15 protein-coding genes and 1 pseudogene are annotated in these 18,992 nt (G+C 36.7%); 9 read left to right on the forward strand and 7 right to left on the reverse strand.

Annotated elements, in window-relative coordinates:
* Window positions 1–147, forward strand: a pseudogene (locus D1839_RS20915) (IS256 family transposase); the annotation flags it as partial.
* Window positions 148–594: 447 nt separating this feature from the next.
* On the opposite strand, the gene D1839_RS16525 reads toward D1839_RS20915, so the two are convergent.
* Together D1839_RS16525 and D1839_RS16530 are read right to left on the reverse strand one after the other, a co-directional pair.
* Window positions 595–2,556: an LTA synthase family protein gene (locus tag D1839_RS16525; RefSeq protein ID WP_120380941.1), complete on the reverse strand. Its 1,962-nt coding sequence runs from the start codon at window positions 2,554–2,556 to the stop codon at window positions 595–597.
* A gap of 665 nt (window positions 2,557–3,221) precedes the next feature.
* On the reverse strand, window positions 3,222–4,916 hold the full coding sequence (locus tag D1839_RS16530; protein ID WP_120380942.1) for a methyl-accepting chemotaxis protein: 1,695 nt from the start codon (window positions 4,914–4,916) through the stop codon (window positions 3,222–3,224).
* Window positions 4,917–5,640: 724 nt separating this feature from the next.
* On the opposite strand from D1839_RS16530, the gene D1839_RS16535 reads away from it, so the two are divergent.
* The 4 genes from D1839_RS16535 (at window position 5,641) to D1839_RS16550 (ending at window position 10,521) form a co-directional block, all read left to right on the forward strand.
* Complete coding sequence (locus D1839_RS16535) at window positions 5,641–6,504, forward strand: methyl-accepting chemotaxis protein (protein WP_120380943.1); 864 nt, start codon at window positions 5,641–5,643, stop codon at window positions 6,502–6,504.
* 20 nt (window positions 6,505–6,524) lie between these two features.
* Window positions 6,525–7,982, forward strand: a complete 1,458-nt coding sequence (locus D1839_RS16540) for an aldehyde dehydrogenase family protein (RefSeq protein ID WP_120380944.1) — start codon at window positions 6,525–6,527, stop codon at window positions 7,980–7,982.
* 925 nt (window positions 7,983–8,907) lie between these two features.
* Window positions 8,908–9,150 carry a hypothetical protein gene (locus D1839_RS16545; RefSeq protein ID WP_120380945.1) on the forward strand — a complete coding sequence of 81 codons (243 nt, stop codon included), beginning with the start codon at window positions 8,908–8,910 and terminating at the stop codon, window positions 9,148–9,150.
* A gap of 315 nt (window positions 9,151–9,465) precedes the next feature.
* Window positions 9,466–10,521: a dipeptidase gene (locus tag D1839_RS16550; RefSeq protein WP_120380946.1), complete on the forward strand. Its 1,056-nt coding sequence runs from the start codon at window positions 9,466–9,468 to the stop codon at window positions 10,519–10,521.
* 230 nt (window positions 10,522–10,751) lie between these two features.
* Here D1839_RS16550 and D1839_RS16555 read toward each other — a convergent pair whose 3' ends face one another.
* The 5 genes from D1839_RS16555 to D1839_RS16575 all read right to left on the reverse strand — a co-directional run bounded on the left by D1839_RS16555 (window position 10,752) and on the right by D1839_RS16575 (window position 15,077).
* Complete coding sequence (locus D1839_RS16555; RefSeq protein ID WP_120380947.1) at window positions 10,752–11,624, reverse strand: MurR/RpiR family transcriptional regulator; 873 nt, start codon at window positions 11,622–11,624, stop codon at window positions 10,752–10,754.
* A gap of 30 nt (window positions 11,625–11,654) precedes the next feature.
* Window positions 11,655–12,623 carry an N-acetylglucosamine kinase gene (locus D1839_RS16560; protein ID WP_120380948.1) on the reverse strand — a complete coding sequence of 323 codons (969 nt, stop codon included), beginning with the start codon at window positions 12,621–12,623 and terminating at the stop codon, window positions 11,655–11,657.
* Window positions 12,624–12,631: 8 nt separating this feature from the next.
* Window positions 12,632–13,495 (reverse strand): N-acetylmuramic acid 6-phosphate etherase, encoded by an 864-nt coding sequence (gene murQ / locus D1839_RS16565; RefSeq protein ID WP_120380949.1) that lies wholly within the window; start codon window positions 13,493–13,495, stop codon window positions 12,632–12,634.
* A gap of 157 nt (window positions 13,496–13,652) precedes the next feature.
* Window positions 13,653–14,738, reverse strand: coding sequence for a DUF871 domain-containing protein (locus D1839_RS16570; protein WP_120380950.1), 1,086 nt, complete (start codon window positions 14,736–14,738; stop codon window positions 13,653–13,655).
* A gap of 9 nt (window positions 14,739–14,747) precedes the next feature.
* Window positions 14,748–15,077, reverse strand: coding sequence for a PTS lactose/cellobiose transporter subunit IIA (locus D1839_RS16575; protein ID WP_120380951.1), 330 nt, complete (start codon window positions 15,075–15,077; stop codon window positions 14,748–14,750).
* Between the two features lie 166 nt (window positions 15,078–15,243).
* Here D1839_RS16575 and D1839_RS16580 point away from each other — a divergent pair, with 166 nt between their 5' ends.
* From D1839_RS16580 to D1839_RS16595, 4 genes are all read left to right on the forward strand, one after another.
* Window positions 15,244–15,549, forward strand: a complete 306-nt coding sequence (locus tag D1839_RS16580) for a PTS sugar transporter subunit IIB (protein WP_120380952.1) — start codon at window positions 15,244–15,246, stop codon at window positions 15,547–15,549.
* Window positions 15,550–15,569: 20 nt separating this feature from the next.
* The gene (locus tag D1839_RS16585) at window positions 15,570–16,835 is read left to right on the forward strand and encodes a PTS sugar transporter subunit IIC (RefSeq protein ID WP_120380953.1); all 1,266 of its coding nucleotides are present in this window, start codon (window positions 15,570–15,572) and stop codon (window positions 16,833–16,835) included.
* A gap of 222 nt (window positions 16,836–17,057) precedes the next feature.
* Window positions 17,058–17,369 (forward strand): hypothetical protein, encoded by a 312-nt coding sequence (locus tag D1839_RS16590; RefSeq protein ID WP_120380954.1) that lies wholly within the window; start codon window positions 17,058–17,060, stop codon window positions 17,367–17,369.
* On the forward strand, window positions 17,359–18,684 hold the full coding sequence (locus D1839_RS16595) for a 6-phospho-beta-glucosidase (RefSeq protein ID WP_120380955.1): 1,326 nt from the start codon (window positions 17,359–17,361) through the stop codon (window positions 18,682–18,684). Before D1839_RS16590 ends, D1839_RS16595 begins: the two co-directional genes overlap by 11 nt.
* The last annotated feature ends 308 nt before the right edge of the window (window positions 18,685–18,992 follow it).

Below are 18,992 nucleotides of genomic sequence, written 5' to 3' on the forward strand. Positions count from 1 at the left end.
TCTGATGATGCATTAAGAAAAATGATATATTTGGCAACCATGGATATTACTAAAAAATGGACTATGCCAGTACAAGGCTGGAAAGAATGTATATCACAGCTAGCCATTCATTTTAGAGAACGTCTAGAAACCGAACTTGCATTATAACTGTAGTTTGGTTCCGGATTGACATGGAGCCTCTGCGGGCGTGATGAATTGGCGATGGAGATACCTTTAAAGACAAAGCTATCGCCAACGAAAAAGCGAGCATATCACGCCCGCTTCTCCACGTAAAGCCTGTATATTTTATTGTGTGCAATTCCCATTTACACAAAATAGTTTATACTCCCAACTAAGGTTTAGGAACCATGCTCCTGCAACAGGAGCATGCCGACGCCTGAGCGGCAAGCCCGTTTTTAGTCGGCATTCCTCTTAACCACGAACCGATGACGACTTATCGTAGGGCGATTTGTGAAGTCGCCTAGTTGCTGGGCTCTTAAGCCGTACGTGGCTATTCGGTTATTTCTTTATCTCCAAGCACCTCATTTTATGCTTTCTTATCTTTTAAAAAATCGGTTGACAGCATTGGGCTGACAACCGATCTCTTTTTCATTATTATTCTTCTTCAGATTTGGTATCCGTTTTAGGGCCATTTTCAGGACTACCATAGAAGTATTCATCCTCATCAACCGGCTTCCAATCTTCGTTTGGTGTGTAAAAACGAAGTAGATCGCCGTATAGCACTTCATCCGAGAGTTCTAATTCTTTCATAACTGTATCATGCATTTCCTTCATCTCATCCGTAGGCTCTTCAATGACTTCTTTTGTTTCACTATCGTAGTATTTACCGTCTACATAACTAAATTCTGGTGCCATGAAATTCCCATTACGGAATGGAACATACTCTTTATGCTCTTCTGAAAACATATCTGTACCAAACTGAATATAATCCTTCGCATCAATACCCAAAATGTGAAGCAATGTCGGCATTACATCGATTTGACCAGCATACGTTTCTTTGGTTCCTTCACTCTCAACACCTGGAATACGAATCATAAATGGAACACGCTGTAAATCTGCGTTTTTCATTGGAGTAATTTCTTCACCAGTGATTTCTTCCATTGCACGGTTATGATTGTCTGAAATACCATAGTGATCACCATAAATCATAATAATCGAGTCTTCATAAAGTCCTTTTTCTTTCAGATCTTCGAAGAACTGTTCTAGTGATTCATCCAAATAACGTGCTGTTTGGAAATATCGGTCTACAGAGCCGTCTCCAGTTTCAGCAGGGTCAATTGTCGCATCTTCCTCATCAATCAAATATGGATGATGATGAGTTAAAGTCATCATATGCGCATAGAATGGTTGTTCCATATCTTCTAAATAAGGCATGGATTGTTCAAAGAAAGGTTTATCCTTTAACCCATAATTAATAACATTTTCTTCGCTCATATCATAGAAATCTTCATGATAGAATTCGTTAATACCTAGATGCTTATACACTTCATCACGATTCCAAAACGACTTTCCATCACCATGGAATACAGAGCTCGTATAGTTCTGTTCTTGATCAAGGATAGCTGGCAACGCTTGATACGTATTATTACCTTTCGTTACAAAAGCCGATCCTTGTGGAAGGCCGTACAAAGATGTGTCAAGCATTAATTCTGCATCTGCCGTTTTTCCTTGCTCTGTTTGTTGGAAAAAGTTATTAAAATAAGTGAAGCCTTTTTCTTGATCATTCACTAGAGAATTAAGAAACGGCGTTACTTCTTCCCCGTGGAGCTTGTAATCGATCAAGAAAGATTGAAACGACTCTAAATGAATTTTAATAATATTTTTTTCTTTTCCTTTACCGAAATACTTCTCATTTGGTTTTGCATATTTGGACTTTGTATAATTCTCAACTTTTGTAATGTCGTTACTATCAGCTAAAACACGTCTCGTTGATGTTTTTGCACTTTGAACGGCGTCATAAACTGTAAAATTAAATGCGCCTAAATATTTTACTAGGTAGTTTCTATCAAATGTCCGCTCTAATAATTGTGGACGATCAGCCTCTGCTAAACCAAGATTAATAGTAAATGCTAACACACCGGCAGCAATAACTAAAAAAGGTTTACGAAGTTGCATTCGTTGTACTGACCAGTTTTTCCGAATAAAAACAAATAAACCAATCAGGAAAATGATATCGATCGCATAAAGTAAGTCGCTCCATTTTGCTAAATCTGCGATACTTCCACCAATACTTCCGAAATTATCTGTTTGAAGCATAGTTGGAATGGTAATAAAATCACTATTAAAACGATAAAAAACAACGTTAGCATATAAAATAAACGAAAGAATCGCATCAATAATGATTATCCAAATTCCCGCTTTTCTTCCTTTCGCAAACAACGCTAGTCCTAGAAAAATCAACCCAGAGCTTAGCGGATTAAAGAATAATAGAAATTCTTGCATCGCTCCACTTACACCCAAGCTAAATTCATATTTATATATTAAATACGTTTTCACCCAAAAAAGTACCAGTGCTACCGCGAAGAATCCTAATTTACTGGATATTAATTTCTTCACTTTTTTCACCTCAAATTGTTTAAAATCTAAATTTTGCTTTTTTTAATTTCATTTAAATTAAATATTAATTTTTCTTAATACGATTGTTAATTATAGCGCATTATACGCTGCGGGTCAATTATTTTATAAGAGTGATAGTTGACTAGTTTTATCATGTTTTGTCGAATCTCCCTATATTATTATTGCTTCAATAGAAATTTCATAACATGGTTAATCAATTAGTCCCATTTTTGCCAACTAAAAAACCACAGTTGTAATCACTGTGGTAGAGCCAATCTTGTACTTTCACTTTCCTATCTTGGAACAAATGCGCAGGACGCCCGTTTAGCAACGTAGCGACTGGAACGAATCACTAAAGTTTTAGGAATCATGCTCCTGCAACAGGAGTATGCCGACGTCGGGCGGCAAGCCCGTTTTTAGTCGGCCTTCCTCTTAACCACGAACCAATGATGACTTATCAGAGGGCGATTCGTGAAGTCGCATCGTTGCTGGACGATGAAGCCGTACGTGGCTATTCGGTTATTTATTATCCCCAAGCACCTCATTTTATACTTTCTTTCTTATCTTCCTAGAAAAAATATGCTTCTTTTTTTAGGACGCCTGAGATCATAGCCGACCTCGCTCCTTTTTACCTTCTTTTTGATCAAGCACTATAAGGCAAGTGTCTATATAGTAAATCGCTGCATTAATGTCTTTAAATTATCTGCCAAATGAGCAAGTCGTTCTGCATTTGACGTTACTTCTTGCATAGAACTACTCGCTTGCTGCGTTGAAGCAGAGGTTTGCTCAATACCAGCTGCTGATTCTTCTGAAATTGCTGCAATTTCTCCTACTGAGGCGTTCATTTCTTTACTGTTATCAAAAACACGCTCAAAATGTGTTTTAACTAGCGAGATAGAATCAGTCATCTCCGTAACAGATTGGTAAATTGCTTCAAACGTGTCTTTTGTTTTTGTCATTTGCGCGGAACCATTTTCTACTTCTTTATAACCATCTTGAAGTGAAGTAGTTACTTGGTCAGACTCCGTTTGAATCTCATTTACTACGCTTTTAATATCGTTTAATGAGACAGAGACTTGCTCTGCCAACTTTCTTACCTCGTCGGCAACGACTGCAAATCCCTTACCATGCTCTCCCGCTCTTGCAGCTTCAATAGCAGCATTTAACGCAAGTAAATTAGTTTGCTCCGCCACTTCGCCGATTACGGTTACTAATTTCGATATCTCCTGTGTCTTCATATCTAGCCCACGGACACGGTCAACTGCATTTTTTACGATTTGATCTATCTTCATCATTTGATCATTGGTTGTTCCCATAATTTCATGCCCGGATTTTGTTTTAGCTAATACACCCTTAGAAGATTCCTCTATATTATCACTACTCTGAGTCACTTCTTGAATCGTACTGTTTAAGTCATTCATCATGCTTGCTAAATTCGCTGCATGATTTGCTTGGTTTTCTGCGCCAGACGCAAGCTCTTCCATGGTCGCAGCTACTTGCTCTGTACCTTGTTGCACCTCATTTGCTGCTTGATTTAAACCTTGTGATTTATCATCAACCACACTAGCCACACTTTTTATTGACATTAACAATTCCCTCAATTGGTCATTCATTTCATTAGTCGCCATCATCAACTCAGCAACTTCATCTTTCCCTTTGGCTTGAAGCGATTCACTATTTAGTTCCCCGTCAGCGATCTTTTTCATTCGATCTTTCAAACGTTGCAGTGGTTTTGCGATTGTATTAGCGGTTATGTAAGCAGTAACCATTCCTAATACGACTACAACTACCGTAACGATTAAACCCATCCATAAAATAAATTCTCCAATTTGAATGACATTTTCGCCTTTTTCTGTAATATTATTTTCACTGGTCTGGGCGAGATCCTTAAACCCCTCAATCAACTGATTTCCAATTGGCTGGATTTCATTTTTCATGATCACTTTTGCTTTATCACTATTCCCGTTTTCCATTTCATGAAAAAACTTATCTGTAAGCTCTCCCCACTCTTTTTTCTTCCCCATTAAAAACTGAACCTTTTTCGAGTTATCGTGAGCTAGAACAAATTCCTCCAATTCGATGGACTTTTCAATAGTACTTTTAAAATTTTGTTTATATCTTTCATCGTTATATAATAAATACCCTCTCAAATAGCTTGTTCGTTCAGCCATATTAATTGCCAGCTGTTCCTGAGCGACTAAGACCTGCATATCTTTGCTTATGATTTCTTCTGTATCTTGATTGCTTTTATTAATACTGCCTATATTTACAATGCCTAATAATATTACTAATAAAATGACAATAGAAAAAGCAAAAATAAGCTTCATTCGAATACTTTTAAATGTAAAAAGTTTGCGCATGTTCCTGCCTCCTTATATGTTATATAGCCTTTGATGTTGTTAACCTATTTATCTTTTCAAACCCTACTTGTAGTAAGCTGGCCGCTACAATGCAAAGTTTATTTAACCTATTCTATCGACGCCTACGTAAAGCCGCCAATTATCTAATTTGAAGAGACCTCTCATCTAATTTCAGATATTGTACTAATTCCTCCCAACAGCATAAACGTAAACACTCACAATCATCCAATACAATGAAACTTTAATTCAGTAGAAATTTTCCTCCATCTCCTATAAATGTTAGTGCCGTAATAATAAGACCTAAAACCATTAGTCAACTCGGGTACTTAGAGATGCCTTTATCCCCCCATTAGACTTTTTTAGTAACCTCTTCCACGCTTGAATTGGAAGATTTATGGCATCTTATATTCCTTAGAAGTGTAAGTTTTATCCTCGATATAACCTACTTATCTTTTATCGGTACTTACAAGTAAAACATAAAGTGTTTATGCGAGTGAGGGTATTGTTTTTTTATTTTCGAATGAAACAATCTATTTATAGTTCCCCGAAGTATACTCCAGAAAAATCTTTCATTGAATTTCATACAAGCATCTGTTTTTGTAATTAATAAATGTTGACTGCTTACCGATATTAGTAAAGATATCCTCATGATAGTTATCCAATGATTCTTTCCGAATAACTTGAGTGACCATAGCTTTACAACATGACTAGGAGTGTGGATAAAATGAATGAATCAACAGATAGTCAAGTAAATATACACCCAATGCTGCAATCTTTTGTTACAGTTGCCCCTTTTTTACAAGACTTAATAAATGATGATGTTACAATTGGAATTTATGATACCGAAAAGCTCATCATTAATTTTCCAGCAACAACCTTCTCTTTAAATGTAAAACCAGGGGATCCATTAGTAGAAGGGGACATTGTTACCAATGCAATTCGTCAAAACAAAAATCAAGCAGCTATAGTTCCAGCCAAGTTGTTCGGTGTAAACTTAATTGCTAGAGCCATACCTCTTCACGATGAAATTGGCAACGTTGTTGGTGGTGTTGGAGTAGGACTTAGCGTGGAAAGAGCAAATCAGCTTTCTGAGATTTCCGCTAATTTATCGACTGTATTTGAGGAGGTAACCAATACGATACAGGATATGGCTGAATCCATTACAGGTTTAGCAAACAATATGTCATTTATATCTGAAAAAGCAACCGAGGTTACGAATCGCGTAGATACGATTGAAGAGGTTTCCAATGTAGTGAAAGGAATTGCGGATCAAAGTAATTTGTTAGGGCTGAATGCAGCGATTGAATCAGCTAGAGCTGGAGAGCATGGCAGAGGTTTTTCTGTAGTCGCGGATGAAATTAGAAAGATGGCGACAAATTCTAAAGATCAGGTTATTGAAATTCAAACCATCACAAATAACGTTAAAGAAGTGATTTCTAATTTAGATAAATACATTCAAGAAGCGAATGGTAAATCAGATAGCCAATCAGCAGCTATTGAGGAGTTATCAGCAACGATTCAAGAAGTGAATGGTAACATTCAAATTTTAGCTCAGCTTGCCAAAGAAAATATTCAACTGAAAAATTAACTTATTTAGGAGGGTTATGTATGTCGTTTAAGAATTTACCAAGTCAATATATTAATGGAATTTGGAAGGAGGGGGCGTCTTCTCGTGTTATGGAGAACAAAAATCCCTACGATGGGGAGCTTATTGCTACATACCAAGCAGCAAGTAAAAGCGATGTAGACAACGCTTATCAAGCTGCAGCTACTGTACAGAAAAGCTGGGCAAAAACCAATCCTGTTTTAAAACGGGAAGTTTTTGAAAACGCAGTTCAATTTATTAAAGACAATCATGAGTCCATCGTTAATATCATTATCGACGAAATCGGGGGTACAAGGCTAAAAGCAGAGTTTGAAATTGGACTGGTCACAAATATTATAAAAGAAGCTTCAACATTTCCATTTCGCATGGATGGAAAGATTTTAACTTCTCCTATTGATGATAAAGAAAATCGAGTTTATCGAATTCCTGTTGGCGTGGTAGGGGTAATTAGTCCGTTTAATTTTCCATTCTTCCTATCCATGAAATCTGTAGCAACTGCGTTAGCAGCAGGAAATGGAGTCGTTTTAAAACCGCATGAGCATACACCGATTACAGGTGGAACTATGATCGCATCTATTTTTGAGAATGCTGGATTGCCAAAGGGGCTACTTAACGTAATTACAACGGAGATTTCGGAAATTGGCGATCACTTTGTTGCACATCCTGTTCCACGGGCTATTTCCTTTACCGGATCCACTAAGGTAGGTAAGCATATTGGTGCAGTTGCTGGCAAACATTTAAAGGAAGCTCACCTTGAATTAGGAGGAAATAGTGCTCTGATCGTTTTAGAGGATGCAGACCTTGATTTGGCCGTGAGTGCTGCGGTCTTTAGTCGTTTTACACATCAAGGTCAAATTTGTATGTCGGCTAACAGACTGATTATCCATGAAAAAATCTATGAAGCATTTGTTGATAAATATGTGGCTAAAGTAGCTACATTAACTTGTGGTAATCCAAAAAACCCCAACACCATTATAGGACCGCTTATTAATGAGCAGCAAGTAGAAACAACAAAAGCTTTAATCGCTAAAGGCATTCAAGAAGGAGCTAAACCGATTCTCCAAGGTAAAATAGAAGGAAATGTAGTGGAGCCAGTTGTTTTCACGGATGTAACTCCCGATATGTCCATTGCGCAAGAGGAGCTGTTTGCACCTGTTGTCTCTATTTTGAAAGCGGCCAATGAACAAGAGATTATTGCATATGCAAATGATACATTATATGGATTAAGTGGTGCCATTCATACAAGTGACATTGAACGTGGGGCAGAGCTTGCAAAGCAAATGGATACCGGAATGGTTCATATTAATGACGGTACAATCAACGATGAACCTCATGTAGCGTTTGGTGGTGTGAAACATTCTGGTTTAGGTCGTTTAAATGGAGATTGGAGCTTAGATGCCTTTACTACCTTTAAATGGATTAGCATTCAACATAAAGCTAGGAACTATCCATACAGTTAAAACCACCCTTATGCAATTTATATACTAAAATTAAATACCCATGAATTCGAAAAATAGTGTGCTAGAAGTACGGAACTTATCACCTAGTCTTTGCTAGCAAGATAACGCAATCGCTTAACTTATACGACACAAATAATTCTACGTTTTCCTATATTGCAATAAAACCCAAGCTGAACCCTACCTATTTGATGTATTGGGTTCAGCTTGGATTTTATCGATTAAACTACAGTAGGTATCCATTAGGAATAAAGGTGCAAGCCCTCGTTTAGCAACGTAGCAACTGGAGCGAATTCAACTAGAATAGAATCATGCCACTAAAACAGGAGTATGACGACATCGGGCGGCAAGTCCGTTTTTAGCAGGCTAACCACGAACCAATGATGACTTATTATCTCAGGACAATGGAGTGTAGTTTCCTATTGCTAGGTGCTTGTACTGGACGTAGCGATTCCGTTATTTGTTTATCCTATAGCACCTAATTTTTATACTTTTGTAGAAAAAACTACATTTGCAGTTACCTAATTTATTTATGTTAGACAGTATTTTACGAATCTAAACATTATAAAGCAAAAGTTTTAATGATAGAAGGTGGCTCGCACTCTATGCCAACCATGTAATTTCTTTTCTCTATAATAAAACACTACATGCGCATTTATGCCTATATTTTTTTAATAAATCCTTCCAAATGCACTTGTTCATCCTAAGTTGGCTTGGTATTCTGATTACCATCAAGTTTATAGTATGATACATCATTCAAACAGAAGTTGTTCAATAAGTGCTTTTAAAATTATCCATTGAATTTAACATTACTAACGTATCTATACTGCACCTACTTCGTACTTCACCGCTTAGAATTTGAACAGTTTGTGATCTCTTTTTTGAATACGCATTATATGGTTATCTTATTGCTAAAGGGGGAAGGGTCTTGAATCAAAAGCAGATGAATGATTTATTAAACACAATGGATGATTTGTTGAAAGAATTAGATGAAATCCGAGAAAAAAGCAGACAAGTAGATCATCAGTGTAAAAATTTGGAGATTCAAACAAGTAATATGAAAGAGGATATTCATGAATTAGAACAAGGCTTACAATCCCTAGCAGAACAATTTAAATTAGTCACACCCCTTGGCGATTTTCCTTGTTTGATAGGTGAAAACGAACTTTAACCAATTCATTTAGTATAACAAGTGGAAATCAGGTTATTGGGCGTGCTTTTTTCACAACAGATCAGTAATATCTTTAGATTTGATAACCAATGCTCAGGTTCGTTTATCTATTGCTAAAAACATCCCCAAGCTCCATTTTTATAAAGAACGATAACCAACGACCTAAGTTTTTTAATTCCTATTTCATTAAACTGGGCGTTTTCTTACATCTTCGAAACGTAATAGTCCACACCTATGGATGTGGAACTGTCCTTTCTATTTTAAAAAGTGATAGAATAAGATACAAATACTTTGCAACGGAAAGGAGTTTACGTCATGACAAACATTCCTATATTTGATGGACATAATGATACGATATTAAAATTACATCAATCACAAGACAGTGACATGGTATTTTTTAATGAAAACGCCTTTGGACATATCGATTTGCCACGTGCAAAAAAAGGCAAGCTGGGTGGAGGTTTTTTTGCTGCTTTTACACCAAATGAAAACTATCACGTTGAACCCGAAAAACATTTGACGAAAACAGGGTATGATATGCCGCTACCGCCTCCAATTGATCAGCAGTATGCATTAAATTATACCAATGCTCTTGCCGCCATCCTATTCAAGCTTGAAATAGCTTCTAAGGGAGCGTTAAAAGTAGTGAAAAGCAAAGCTGAATTGACTGACTGTTTAAACCAACAAATTTTGGCTGCCATTTTCCATATCGAAGGTGCTGAAGCAATCGACACCGATTTCCATGCGCTTCATGTGTTTTATCAGGCTGGTTTACGTTCCTTAGGTATCGTATGGAGCAGGCCAAACCAATACGGAGAAGGTGTTCCTTTCCGCTACCCTTCCACTCCGGATATTGGTGGCGGTTTAACCGATGCCGGGAAGCGTTTAGTTAAAGAATGTAATCAGCTGGGAATTATGATTGATACAACACACTTAAATGAAAAAGGATTTTGGGATGTTGTTTACTTAAGTAACGCTCCAATTGTTGCCACACATTCAAACGTTCACGCTATCTGCCCCATTTCACGTAACCTAACGGATGAACAACTTCAAGCGATTAAAGACAGTGATGGGGTAGTGGGCATTAATTATGCCATCAATATGCTACGAGCAGATGGACAGTTTGATACGAACATCCCACTTGATACCATCGTAGAACATATTTCTTATATAGCCGAAAATTACGGAGTTGACCACGTCGCACTAGGATCCGATTTTGACGGTACAAGAGTACCCGATAGCTTGAAAGATGTTACAGGCTTACCACGATTGATAGATCGCTTAAAGGTTGCCGGTTTTACAGAAAAAGAAACAAGAAAAATAGCCTACGAAAATTGGGTGCGTGTGTTGGGGAGAACGTGGAAGGATTAACAGTACTAACCCCTGTTTCATTTATATCCAAACTTTCTTCGTCCTTCTAATTATTAGTACTACAAAAGAAAGAACTAGACGTTGACTTACCATGAAATATTCATTCCACTTAACCTAATTTGAATTTTTATAACCAGGCTTGAGAGTTAATCACTATCAGTTTCATTTCAGGAAAATAAAGCCATAGAACTTCTATAAACAGATTATAAAGGAGGTCTATGGCTACTTTGCTATTCGTTTTTTCTCTTTTTATTAAATTGTTCTTTCATTGTACTTATTGCTTGCCTAGTAGTGTCTAACCTTTCTATACTTCGATCATAGGACTCAGAAATATAGCACATAAATAAAATATCAATTAGGTGTAGTTGAGCAATCCGTGATGCAGTAGCACCGCTTCTAAAAGCAGCTTCTTTTGCAGAGGATAAATATAAATTTATATCTGCTGAGTCTGCGACGGAGGAGTTTCCGTATTTCGTAATACTTATTGTCTTACAATCATTTTCAACCGCCATTTGCAAAAGCTTGTATACTTCAAAAGTCTCTCCCGAAAAAGATATACCGATAATGACATCTTCAGGGCCTTTATTTGCAATAACCGTTGCAGCCATATGAAGATCGGAAAAGGCTCTAACCTGTTGCCCAATTCTTAAAAACTTTTGTTCAGCGTCTTTAGCAGCTATGTACGATGCTCCAAAACCAACAATAATGATTGATTTAGCACGGCTTAATATTTCTACAGCTCGCTTAATTTGGTGAATATCAACTATATTTACAGTATCTTTAAGCGTTTGTATGGTGTTAGCATTTACTTTCTCAATGATTGCCTTATAGTCTTCATCTGGTTGAATATCACGATATCCTTCTGATCCATCAGACCTAATATCGCCAGCAACCCGAAGTTTTAATTCTTGAAATCCGCTAAAACCTAAAGACTTGCAAAGACGTATGACGGCAGCACTACTTGTTTCACTTTTTTCTCCGAGCATAACAGCAGTAGAAAGAATCGCTTCTTCAGGATTTGCTAAAATATATTTAGCTATTTTTTGCTCTGATGGCGGCAAATTGTTCACCATATCATTTAAAATAACTAATCCACCCTTCATTTAACGAAATCCCCTCCTATCACTTTATTGTTAATTATTTGCTTCCTTCATTCTTTTTATCATATCAGAAGTAATCGGTACACCAAGTTGTTTCATCCCCCCAATTACGGAACCGTAAACTGGTGGCAGTGAAGGTAATAGAATTTGAAAATGTTTATACTTTTCCAATTTTCGTTTTACCATTGGTAAAACTGCATCTTCATTCTTGAAAATTCCACCACATAGAACTACTTTGACTTCTTCTTTTTCGGTAAACAATTTCTGATAAAGTGTTACTATGTGATCTACTATATCATTCGTTGTATTATCAATTACTTGACTGGCAATACGATCATTAAGTTTATAAGCTCTAAAGACGATTTCCGCTACACTTGCAATCGTTTTCTTTACATCATTTGCAAAATAGATATTGTCAATCAAAGAACGGGCGCTAGTAACTTGAAAATGTTCATAAAGCATGTCCAATAGCATTGTTTTTTTGCCTCTGCCGTCTTGAAATTTCAAAGCAGCAGAAATACCTTGTCTCCCTATACTATATCCACTCCCCTCATCTCCAAGCAAGTGCCCCCACCCCCCCACTCGGTCTTTTTGCTGATCTTTATTTACTCCATAAGCTACAGAACCGGTCCCTGATATATGAACGACACCCGGATCACCAAAGGTACCTGAATATAACGCGTTCAACGCATCAATTTCCAAATACAATTTACTATTCGCAGGAACTAATGGCGACAATGTATTTACTAACTGCTGTTTCGTCTTCTTACTACCTGATCCAGCAACTCCTGCATAAACACATACCACATTAACAAATGCAGCAGGCACCTTGTCCTTTATATGATGGAATAATAGAGTAAACGTTTGTTGCAATTCCCTTTTAGAAACTACATTTGCATTGGAAGGACCTGTAACAAAATTAACCACTGTATTTCCTTCCATGTCAACCATTACTACATGCGTTTTTGTTCCCCCACCATCAATACCAATTATATATTCCATTTTCCCCCTTATTTCCTTTCCTTTTTTATAGTATCTATCGCTTGGCGTAAATAGTTGTTATTATTCTCTAATATATAACAAGCATCGTCCGACTTCATTTGAAACATACTAGTAAGAATAGCTGCCTTTAAGTTAAAATCGCAATTTTGTAAAGCCCTTCTTGCCTCCTCCTCTCCAACGTCCGCAATTTCTTGCAAGATAGAAATAGCTCTATTTCTTAATTTTTGATTTGTTGCTTGAACGTCAACCATATAATTGTCATGCACTTTCCCGTTTTTAATCATGGAAATAGTGGATATCATATTTAACACTAATTTCTGAGCTGTTCCTGCCTTTAAACGAGTAGAGCCTTGAATAATTTCCTCTCCTACAATTAGTTCAATCGGATAATCAACTAATTGGCTGATCTTCGTGTTTTCTTTACACACAATACAAGCAGTAGGGATATTCTGCTTTTTTGCTTGATTAATTCCTCCAATAACATAAGGTGTCTGCCCACTGGCAGCAATAGCAATTAAAAAATCCTTATCTGATAAATGCTGCTTAGCATCCTTTCCTCCTGCTTCTACACTATCCTCCGCATTTTCTATTGCTTGTCTAATTGCATTTTCACCGCCAGCAATTAAAGCTGTAAATAAATCCGGACTAACTCCAAAAGTCGGTGGGCACTCTGAAGCATCTAACACACCTAACCTCCCGCTTGTTCCCGCCCCCATATAAATAATCTTGCCACCATTCTTAATTGTGTCAGTTACCTTTTGAATAACTGGCTCAATTTGATGAAAAGCTTTTTCTACAGTTACTGGAACCGACTTATCTTCATTATTCATGCGAACCATAATTTCTTTAACAGACATTTGATCTAAATTCATATGAAAGATCCTCTCTTCGACATTAAACTACATGATTACTTTTTAATAAAACGCTTAAAGACGCAATTTCTAAGAATACACACCAGAAGCTAAACCTTAATCAAAATCTTCATCCATGCTTAATGGATTTTATGCGTATATAATGCTCTGTATTAGTTCATTTTTCTTCAAAACCAAATTTATCCCACGGCTGCAAATGATCAAGAAGTATTATTTCTTCTTCTAGTATTCGACCAACCACATTAGATTTACCGGAATTCTCCATATCCTTTAATGCGATTTGCAACTCCCCAGCATATTGCTTATATAAGTCACTTTCAATAATAATATCTCCTCGCTTTATATTTGGTGTATGATGTACAGGGAATGGATGTCCTCGATATTTCACCCTGCTTTGAGTTGAACGGATTAAATAATCGGATACATCACCACGGTAGAAATGCGGTTCTTCAAAAATGATCTTTTTTTCGAGATCAGAAATACCTTCCTCCACTTTGATTGATAATATCATTTTTTCTTTATGAAGATTACTTAATTTCTTTAACTCCTGTTCTGAAGCATAGGCATTTCCAATGATTACATCATCAATTAAATTCGTCGCCCATAAATGTTTCGCTTGTACTTGGATAGGTAATGTACGATGCATTTCCAAAGTAGGAAGACCCTCCATAATAGGCCAAGGACCAAAGGTTGCCTCGGAAGAAGAAACAAACGCTGCTGTTCTTAAACCGTAGTGTTTAAACTTTTTACTGCACTGCATGAAAAAATCGTATGCAAGACCTGAATACCTATGTGGATAAAAATTATGGCAGCCAATTAACTTTTCCTTATTAGGACGATAACTCATAATATTGTCTAAATAATTTGTTGCATTACTCATGTTAATTTCAATATTTAAATCATATGGATTAAAAGTCATTTGAGCTTCTTCATTTCCCGTAAAACCGAGATCCAGGCGAATCCCATCGACACCTAATTCATTAAAAAATGATAAATCGTTATAAGATATATTCAATTCGGAAAAAACTCGTGGATTAATATCACAAATTACTTCCATACCTAATCCCTTAGAGAAACGAATGGTTTGTTTAAAATGGTCCATAATTTTTTCGAAATCGCCTTCCATTGATAAAAGACATGTAAAAATACGAGTAAACCCATATTTATGTGCTAATTGAATATACGCTAGATCCTCTTCCATTTTAGAATGGTTCGGGTATATAGAAATCCCCAAATTCCTCATCTAATCACCTCAATTATTTATTTTTGCTTCTAATCGCTGAATCCGCTGTAACATTTTTATCATCTGCTCTATTAAAGATATTTCACTAATCGATGTCATTAAATGATCCTGAGCATGAACCATTAACAATGATATATTCACAGGTTCGTCATTTATTTCTGCTTGGATTAATTTTGTTTGCGTATTATGCGCTTTCGTTAATTGCTCCTGTGATTCCTTTAATGTTTGTTCAGCATCATTAAATGCACCATCATAAGCTAACTCTAAAGCTTTATAGGCGGTTGCCTTCGCATCCCCGCCATGAGAAATGATAGAAAAAATTTCCATTTCTAAATTCATTTGGTTGACCTCCTAGGCTGTTTGACTTTATCATACCATACTTGAAATAAAATTTTAAGTTTTTATTTTTATGTTGAATTTATTTTTCAGATGCTATATAATCAAAACTAGTGAAACCCTTTTCACATTCTACATTTTATTCACTTATTATTGAGGAGGCTAAAAAATGAAAGTATTATTTGTATGTTCTGGTGGTATGTCTAGTGCAATTGTCGTTAAAGCGCTAAAAGCGGAAGCGAAAAAGCATGGGCAAGAAATGGAAGTTCATGCGATTGGAACAAGTGAAGTTGAACAGGAAATGGAAAAAGATTGGGATGTATGTATGGTTGCTCCACAAATTAAACATCGCTTTGACCAAGTCAAAGTACACGCTGACGAAGCAGGGATTCCGTGTGGCGCTATTCCACCCCAAGCTTACACGCCTTTAGGTGGTCCCTTACTATTCAAAACTTTAAATGAACTCATCAAATAAAGGGAAGGGAAGCGATTGTTTTGAGTAAATTTGTAGACTTTATGGAGAATAAACTCTCCGCTCCTATGGCACGTTTGTCCGAACAGCGTCATTTACTAGCCATTAGAGATGGCGTTATCTCTGCACTACCTTTTATTATTGTTGGATCATTCTTTTTAATTTTTGCTTTCCCACCATTACCACAGGATTGGGCAATTACACAATGGGCAACCGAGCACGCTGCTGAAATTTTAATTCCATATCGAATGACAATGTTCATTATGTCATTATACATAGCATTTGGTATTGGATACAATCTTGCTAAATCTTATAAAGTCGATCCATTATCAGGAGCACAAATAGCCGTTGCGGCACTACTATTAACCCTTACCCCTACTGCTCTCGATGAACTAGGTTTTGTTCTGCCAATGCAGTACCTTGGTGGACACGGACTATTTGTAACGATTATCGTCTCCATACTAGCTGTAGAAATATTTAGAGTTTGTAAGCAAAAAAAGATAACGATTAAATTGCCTGAATCAGTACCTTCTTCGGTCTCACGTTCATTTGAAGCACTTATACCAGTTGCGATCGTTATCATCTTAATGTCAACCATTACTGTTTTGATGGGCGTAAACTTACATCATTTGGTTGATAAATTAGTTGCACCACTAGTTACCGCAGGTGATAGCTTAGTCGGTGTACTAGTACCTGTATTTCTCATTACTTTCTTTTGGTCATTTGGTATACATGGAGTTTCTGTCGTAGGCTCCATTGCAAGGCCGCTTTGGGAAGTTTACCTTGTGAACAATTCAGAAGCAGTTGCTGATGGAGCTTCTACCATTCCACATATTGCTCCTGAAACTTTTTTTCAATGGTTTATTTGGATTGGAGGTTCAGGAGCTACCTTAGGTTTAGTGATTGCTATGTTACTTTTCGCAAGATCTAAATACATGAAAAACTTGGGTAGAGCAACGATTGTTCCTAGCTTATTTAATATAAACGAGCCGGTCATTTTCGGGGCACCAATTGTTCTTAACCCGTTGTTAATCATTCCGTTTATAATAACGCCAATTGTTACAGCGACCCTTGCTTATTTTGCAACATCCGTTGGGTTAGTAACCCCTACGTATATTATGCCACCTTGGACATTGCCAGCTCCGATTGGTGCATACTTATCTACAGGTGGTGATTGGCGAGCTGTTGTTTTAGTGCTAATAAATATAACCATTTCTGTAATCATCTACATGCCTTTCTTAAAACTGTACGATAAGAAAATGATAGCTATGGAACAAGGCGAAGAATAGGAACAAAAATGTAACGAACGTGGACAAGCCTCCCAAGCTTTGGAGTAGTTTGGTTATTTCAGGAAAAGCATTCTATAAAGAAAGCTTTGATTCGAAGCTAACTACAGCTGTATCTTATTAAAATTTATTACAGCGTATATTTTTATAGTTCCTTTACAGCTATAAAAAGAAAAGAGAATAGCAAAGTTCTCTTTTCTTTTTAAATCTAGATGAGGTGAAAATATGATTCGATCCAAAGGAATTATTCCTAGAATTAGTTTTAAAGGGGTATTTGTATTTATGTCTATAACCATTATAGGATTATTGATACTTCCTGCCCTGTTCATGGAAATCGGTATTACTAAAACGGCTAGTTTCTTTATCGCTTGTACAATTTCTTCATCTATTGGTAGTATACTCGTTTTGACCAAAGTAGACGGTAAGCCTGCTGAAAAAACATATTTCAACAAAAGAATTGTACTATCGATTAGTATAGGGCTGTTATCAAGTGCATTAATCATCTTTGTTTTTGGAGGAGATATTTTTGGATACTAGAGGGATTAAACTTGTCACCATTGGTGGAGGTTCCAGTTATACACCGGAATTTGTAGAAGGGATCATCAAACGATATGATGAATTGCCAGTAAGTGAACTATGGCTTGTCGATATTGAAGCTGGCAAGGAAAAGCTTGACATTGTAGGGAACTTAGCAAGGAGAATGGTTAAAAAAGCAAATTTACCTATGGATGTGCACTTAACTTTAGATAGAGAAGCTGCTTTACAAAATGCCGATTTTGTCACTACACAGATTCGAGTCGGACTTTTAGAATCAAGAATTAAAGATGAAAGAATACCGATTAAACACGGAATGATCGGCCAAGAAACAAATGGAGCCGGCGGATTATTTAAAGCACTTCGAACGATACCTGTACTAATGGACATTGCTGAAGACATGCAAAGACTTTGTCCTAACGCTTGGCTAATTAATTTCACAAATCCAGCAGGCATGGTTACTGAAGCAGTAATCAAGCATAGTAACCATAAAAAGGTAGTTGGTGTTTGTAATGTGCCCATTAATATGAAAATAACCATTGCCAACCTTTTAAATGTGCCTGTAGAAAAAGTTCAAATTAAATTTGCAGGATTAAACCATATGTCTTATGGGATCGATGTATTCGTAGATGGTAAATCAAAATTAGCAAGAGTCATTGAATTATTGGCAAATCCAGAAAATCAACTGTCTATGAACAATATAGCGCCTATCCCTTGGGAGAGCGAATTTATTAAAGCACTACACATGATTCCATCTCCTTATCACCGTTATTATTATAAAACTGGCGAAATATTAACTAAGGAACAAAAAGAATTTGAACAAGGAAAAACAAGGGCAGAAGTAGTTAAAGAGCTGGAAAATAAATTATTTGAACTGTACGAGGATCCAAATCTAAATATCAAACCACCTCAGCTTGCGGAAAGAGGTGGGGCATACTATAGTAATGTAGCATGTGACCTTATATCCTCGATTTATAATAATAAAGGAGATATTCAGACTCTCAACGTTGTGAATAATGGAGCAATCTCCAGTCTTCCTAACGATACAGTAGTTGAAGTTAACTGTACAGTAACAAATAACGGGCCAATCCCCTTAGCTATCGGGAGTCTACCATTCTCTATTAATGGACTTATCCAGCAAATTAAGTCCTTTGAGCTTACCGCCATTGAAGCAGCTATAACAGGATCTTATGATAAAGCATTGTTAGCTTTATGCATTAATCCTTTAATAACAGATGATGAAAAAGCAAAAGTAATTCTTGACGAATTACTTGAAGCGCATAAAGCCTATTTGCCGCAATTTAATTTTAGTTCTTGAATTTTAAAAAAGGGCGCTAAGTCAAATGTCGGGGTGGGTAATGAACAAAGGCGCAGAGCGCCCGTTTAGCAACGTAGCAACTGGAGCGAAGCAACTGGAGTTTTAGGAATCATGTGGTGAGGCACGAACCGATGATGACTTATCGTAGGGCGATTTGTGAAGTCGCCTAGTTGCTGGGCTCATGCGCCGGACGTGGCTATTCTGTTTTATTGGTATCCAAAAATAACAAATTTTCTACTTTCTTATCTTATAAAAAAAACCTATGGAAGTGGAAGAATAGAGGTAGATTGCTATTCTTCCACTTTTTA

This window comes from Roseburia sp. 1XD42-34 (genome assembly GCF_009917385.1).
GTDB lineage: Bacteria > Bacillota > Bacilli > Bacillales > Amphibacillaceae > Virgibacillus.

Coding starts and splice junctions, on each gene's coding strand:
- D1839_RS16575 (WP_120380951.1), bottom strand. CDS start 15,077: ATGAATTTAGAAATGGAAATTTTTTCTATCATTTCTCATGGCGGGGAT.
- D1839_RS16540 (WP_120380944.1), top strand. CDS start 6,525: ATGTCGTTTAAGAATTTACCAAGTCAATATATTAATGGAATTTGGAAG.
- D1839_RS16555 (WP_120380947.1), bottom strand. CDS start 11,624: ATGAAGGGTGGATTAGTTATTTTAAATGATATGGTGAACAATTTGCCG.
- murQ (WP_120380949.1), bottom strand. CDS start 13,495: ATGAATTTAGATCAAATGTCTGTTAAAGAAATTATGGTTCGCATGAAT.
- D1839_RS16560 (WP_120380948.1), bottom strand. CDS start 12,623: ATGGAATATATAATTGGTATTGATGGTGGGGGAACAAAAACGCATGTA.
- D1839_RS16535 (WP_120380943.1), top strand. CDS start 5,641: ATGAATGAATCAACAGATAGTCAAGTAAATATACACCCAATGCTGCAA.
- D1839_RS16590 (WP_120380954.1), top strand. CDS start 17,058: ATGATTCGATCCAAAGGAATTATTCCTAGAATTAGTTTTAAAGGGGTA.
- D1839_RS16530 (WP_120380942.1), bottom strand. CDS start 4,916: ATGCGCAAACTTTTTACATTTAAAAGTATTCGAATGAAGCTTATTTTT.
- D1839_RS16570 (WP_120380950.1), bottom strand. CDS start 14,738: ATGAGGAATTTGGGGATTTCTATATACCCGAACCATTCTAAAATGGAA.
- D1839_RS16550 (WP_120380946.1), top strand. CDS start 9,466: ATGACAAACATTCCTATATTTGATGGACATAATGATACGATATTAAAA.
- D1839_RS16580 (WP_120380952.1), top strand. CDS start 15,244: ATGAAAGTATTATTTGTATGTTCTGGTGGTATGTCTAGTGCAATTGTC.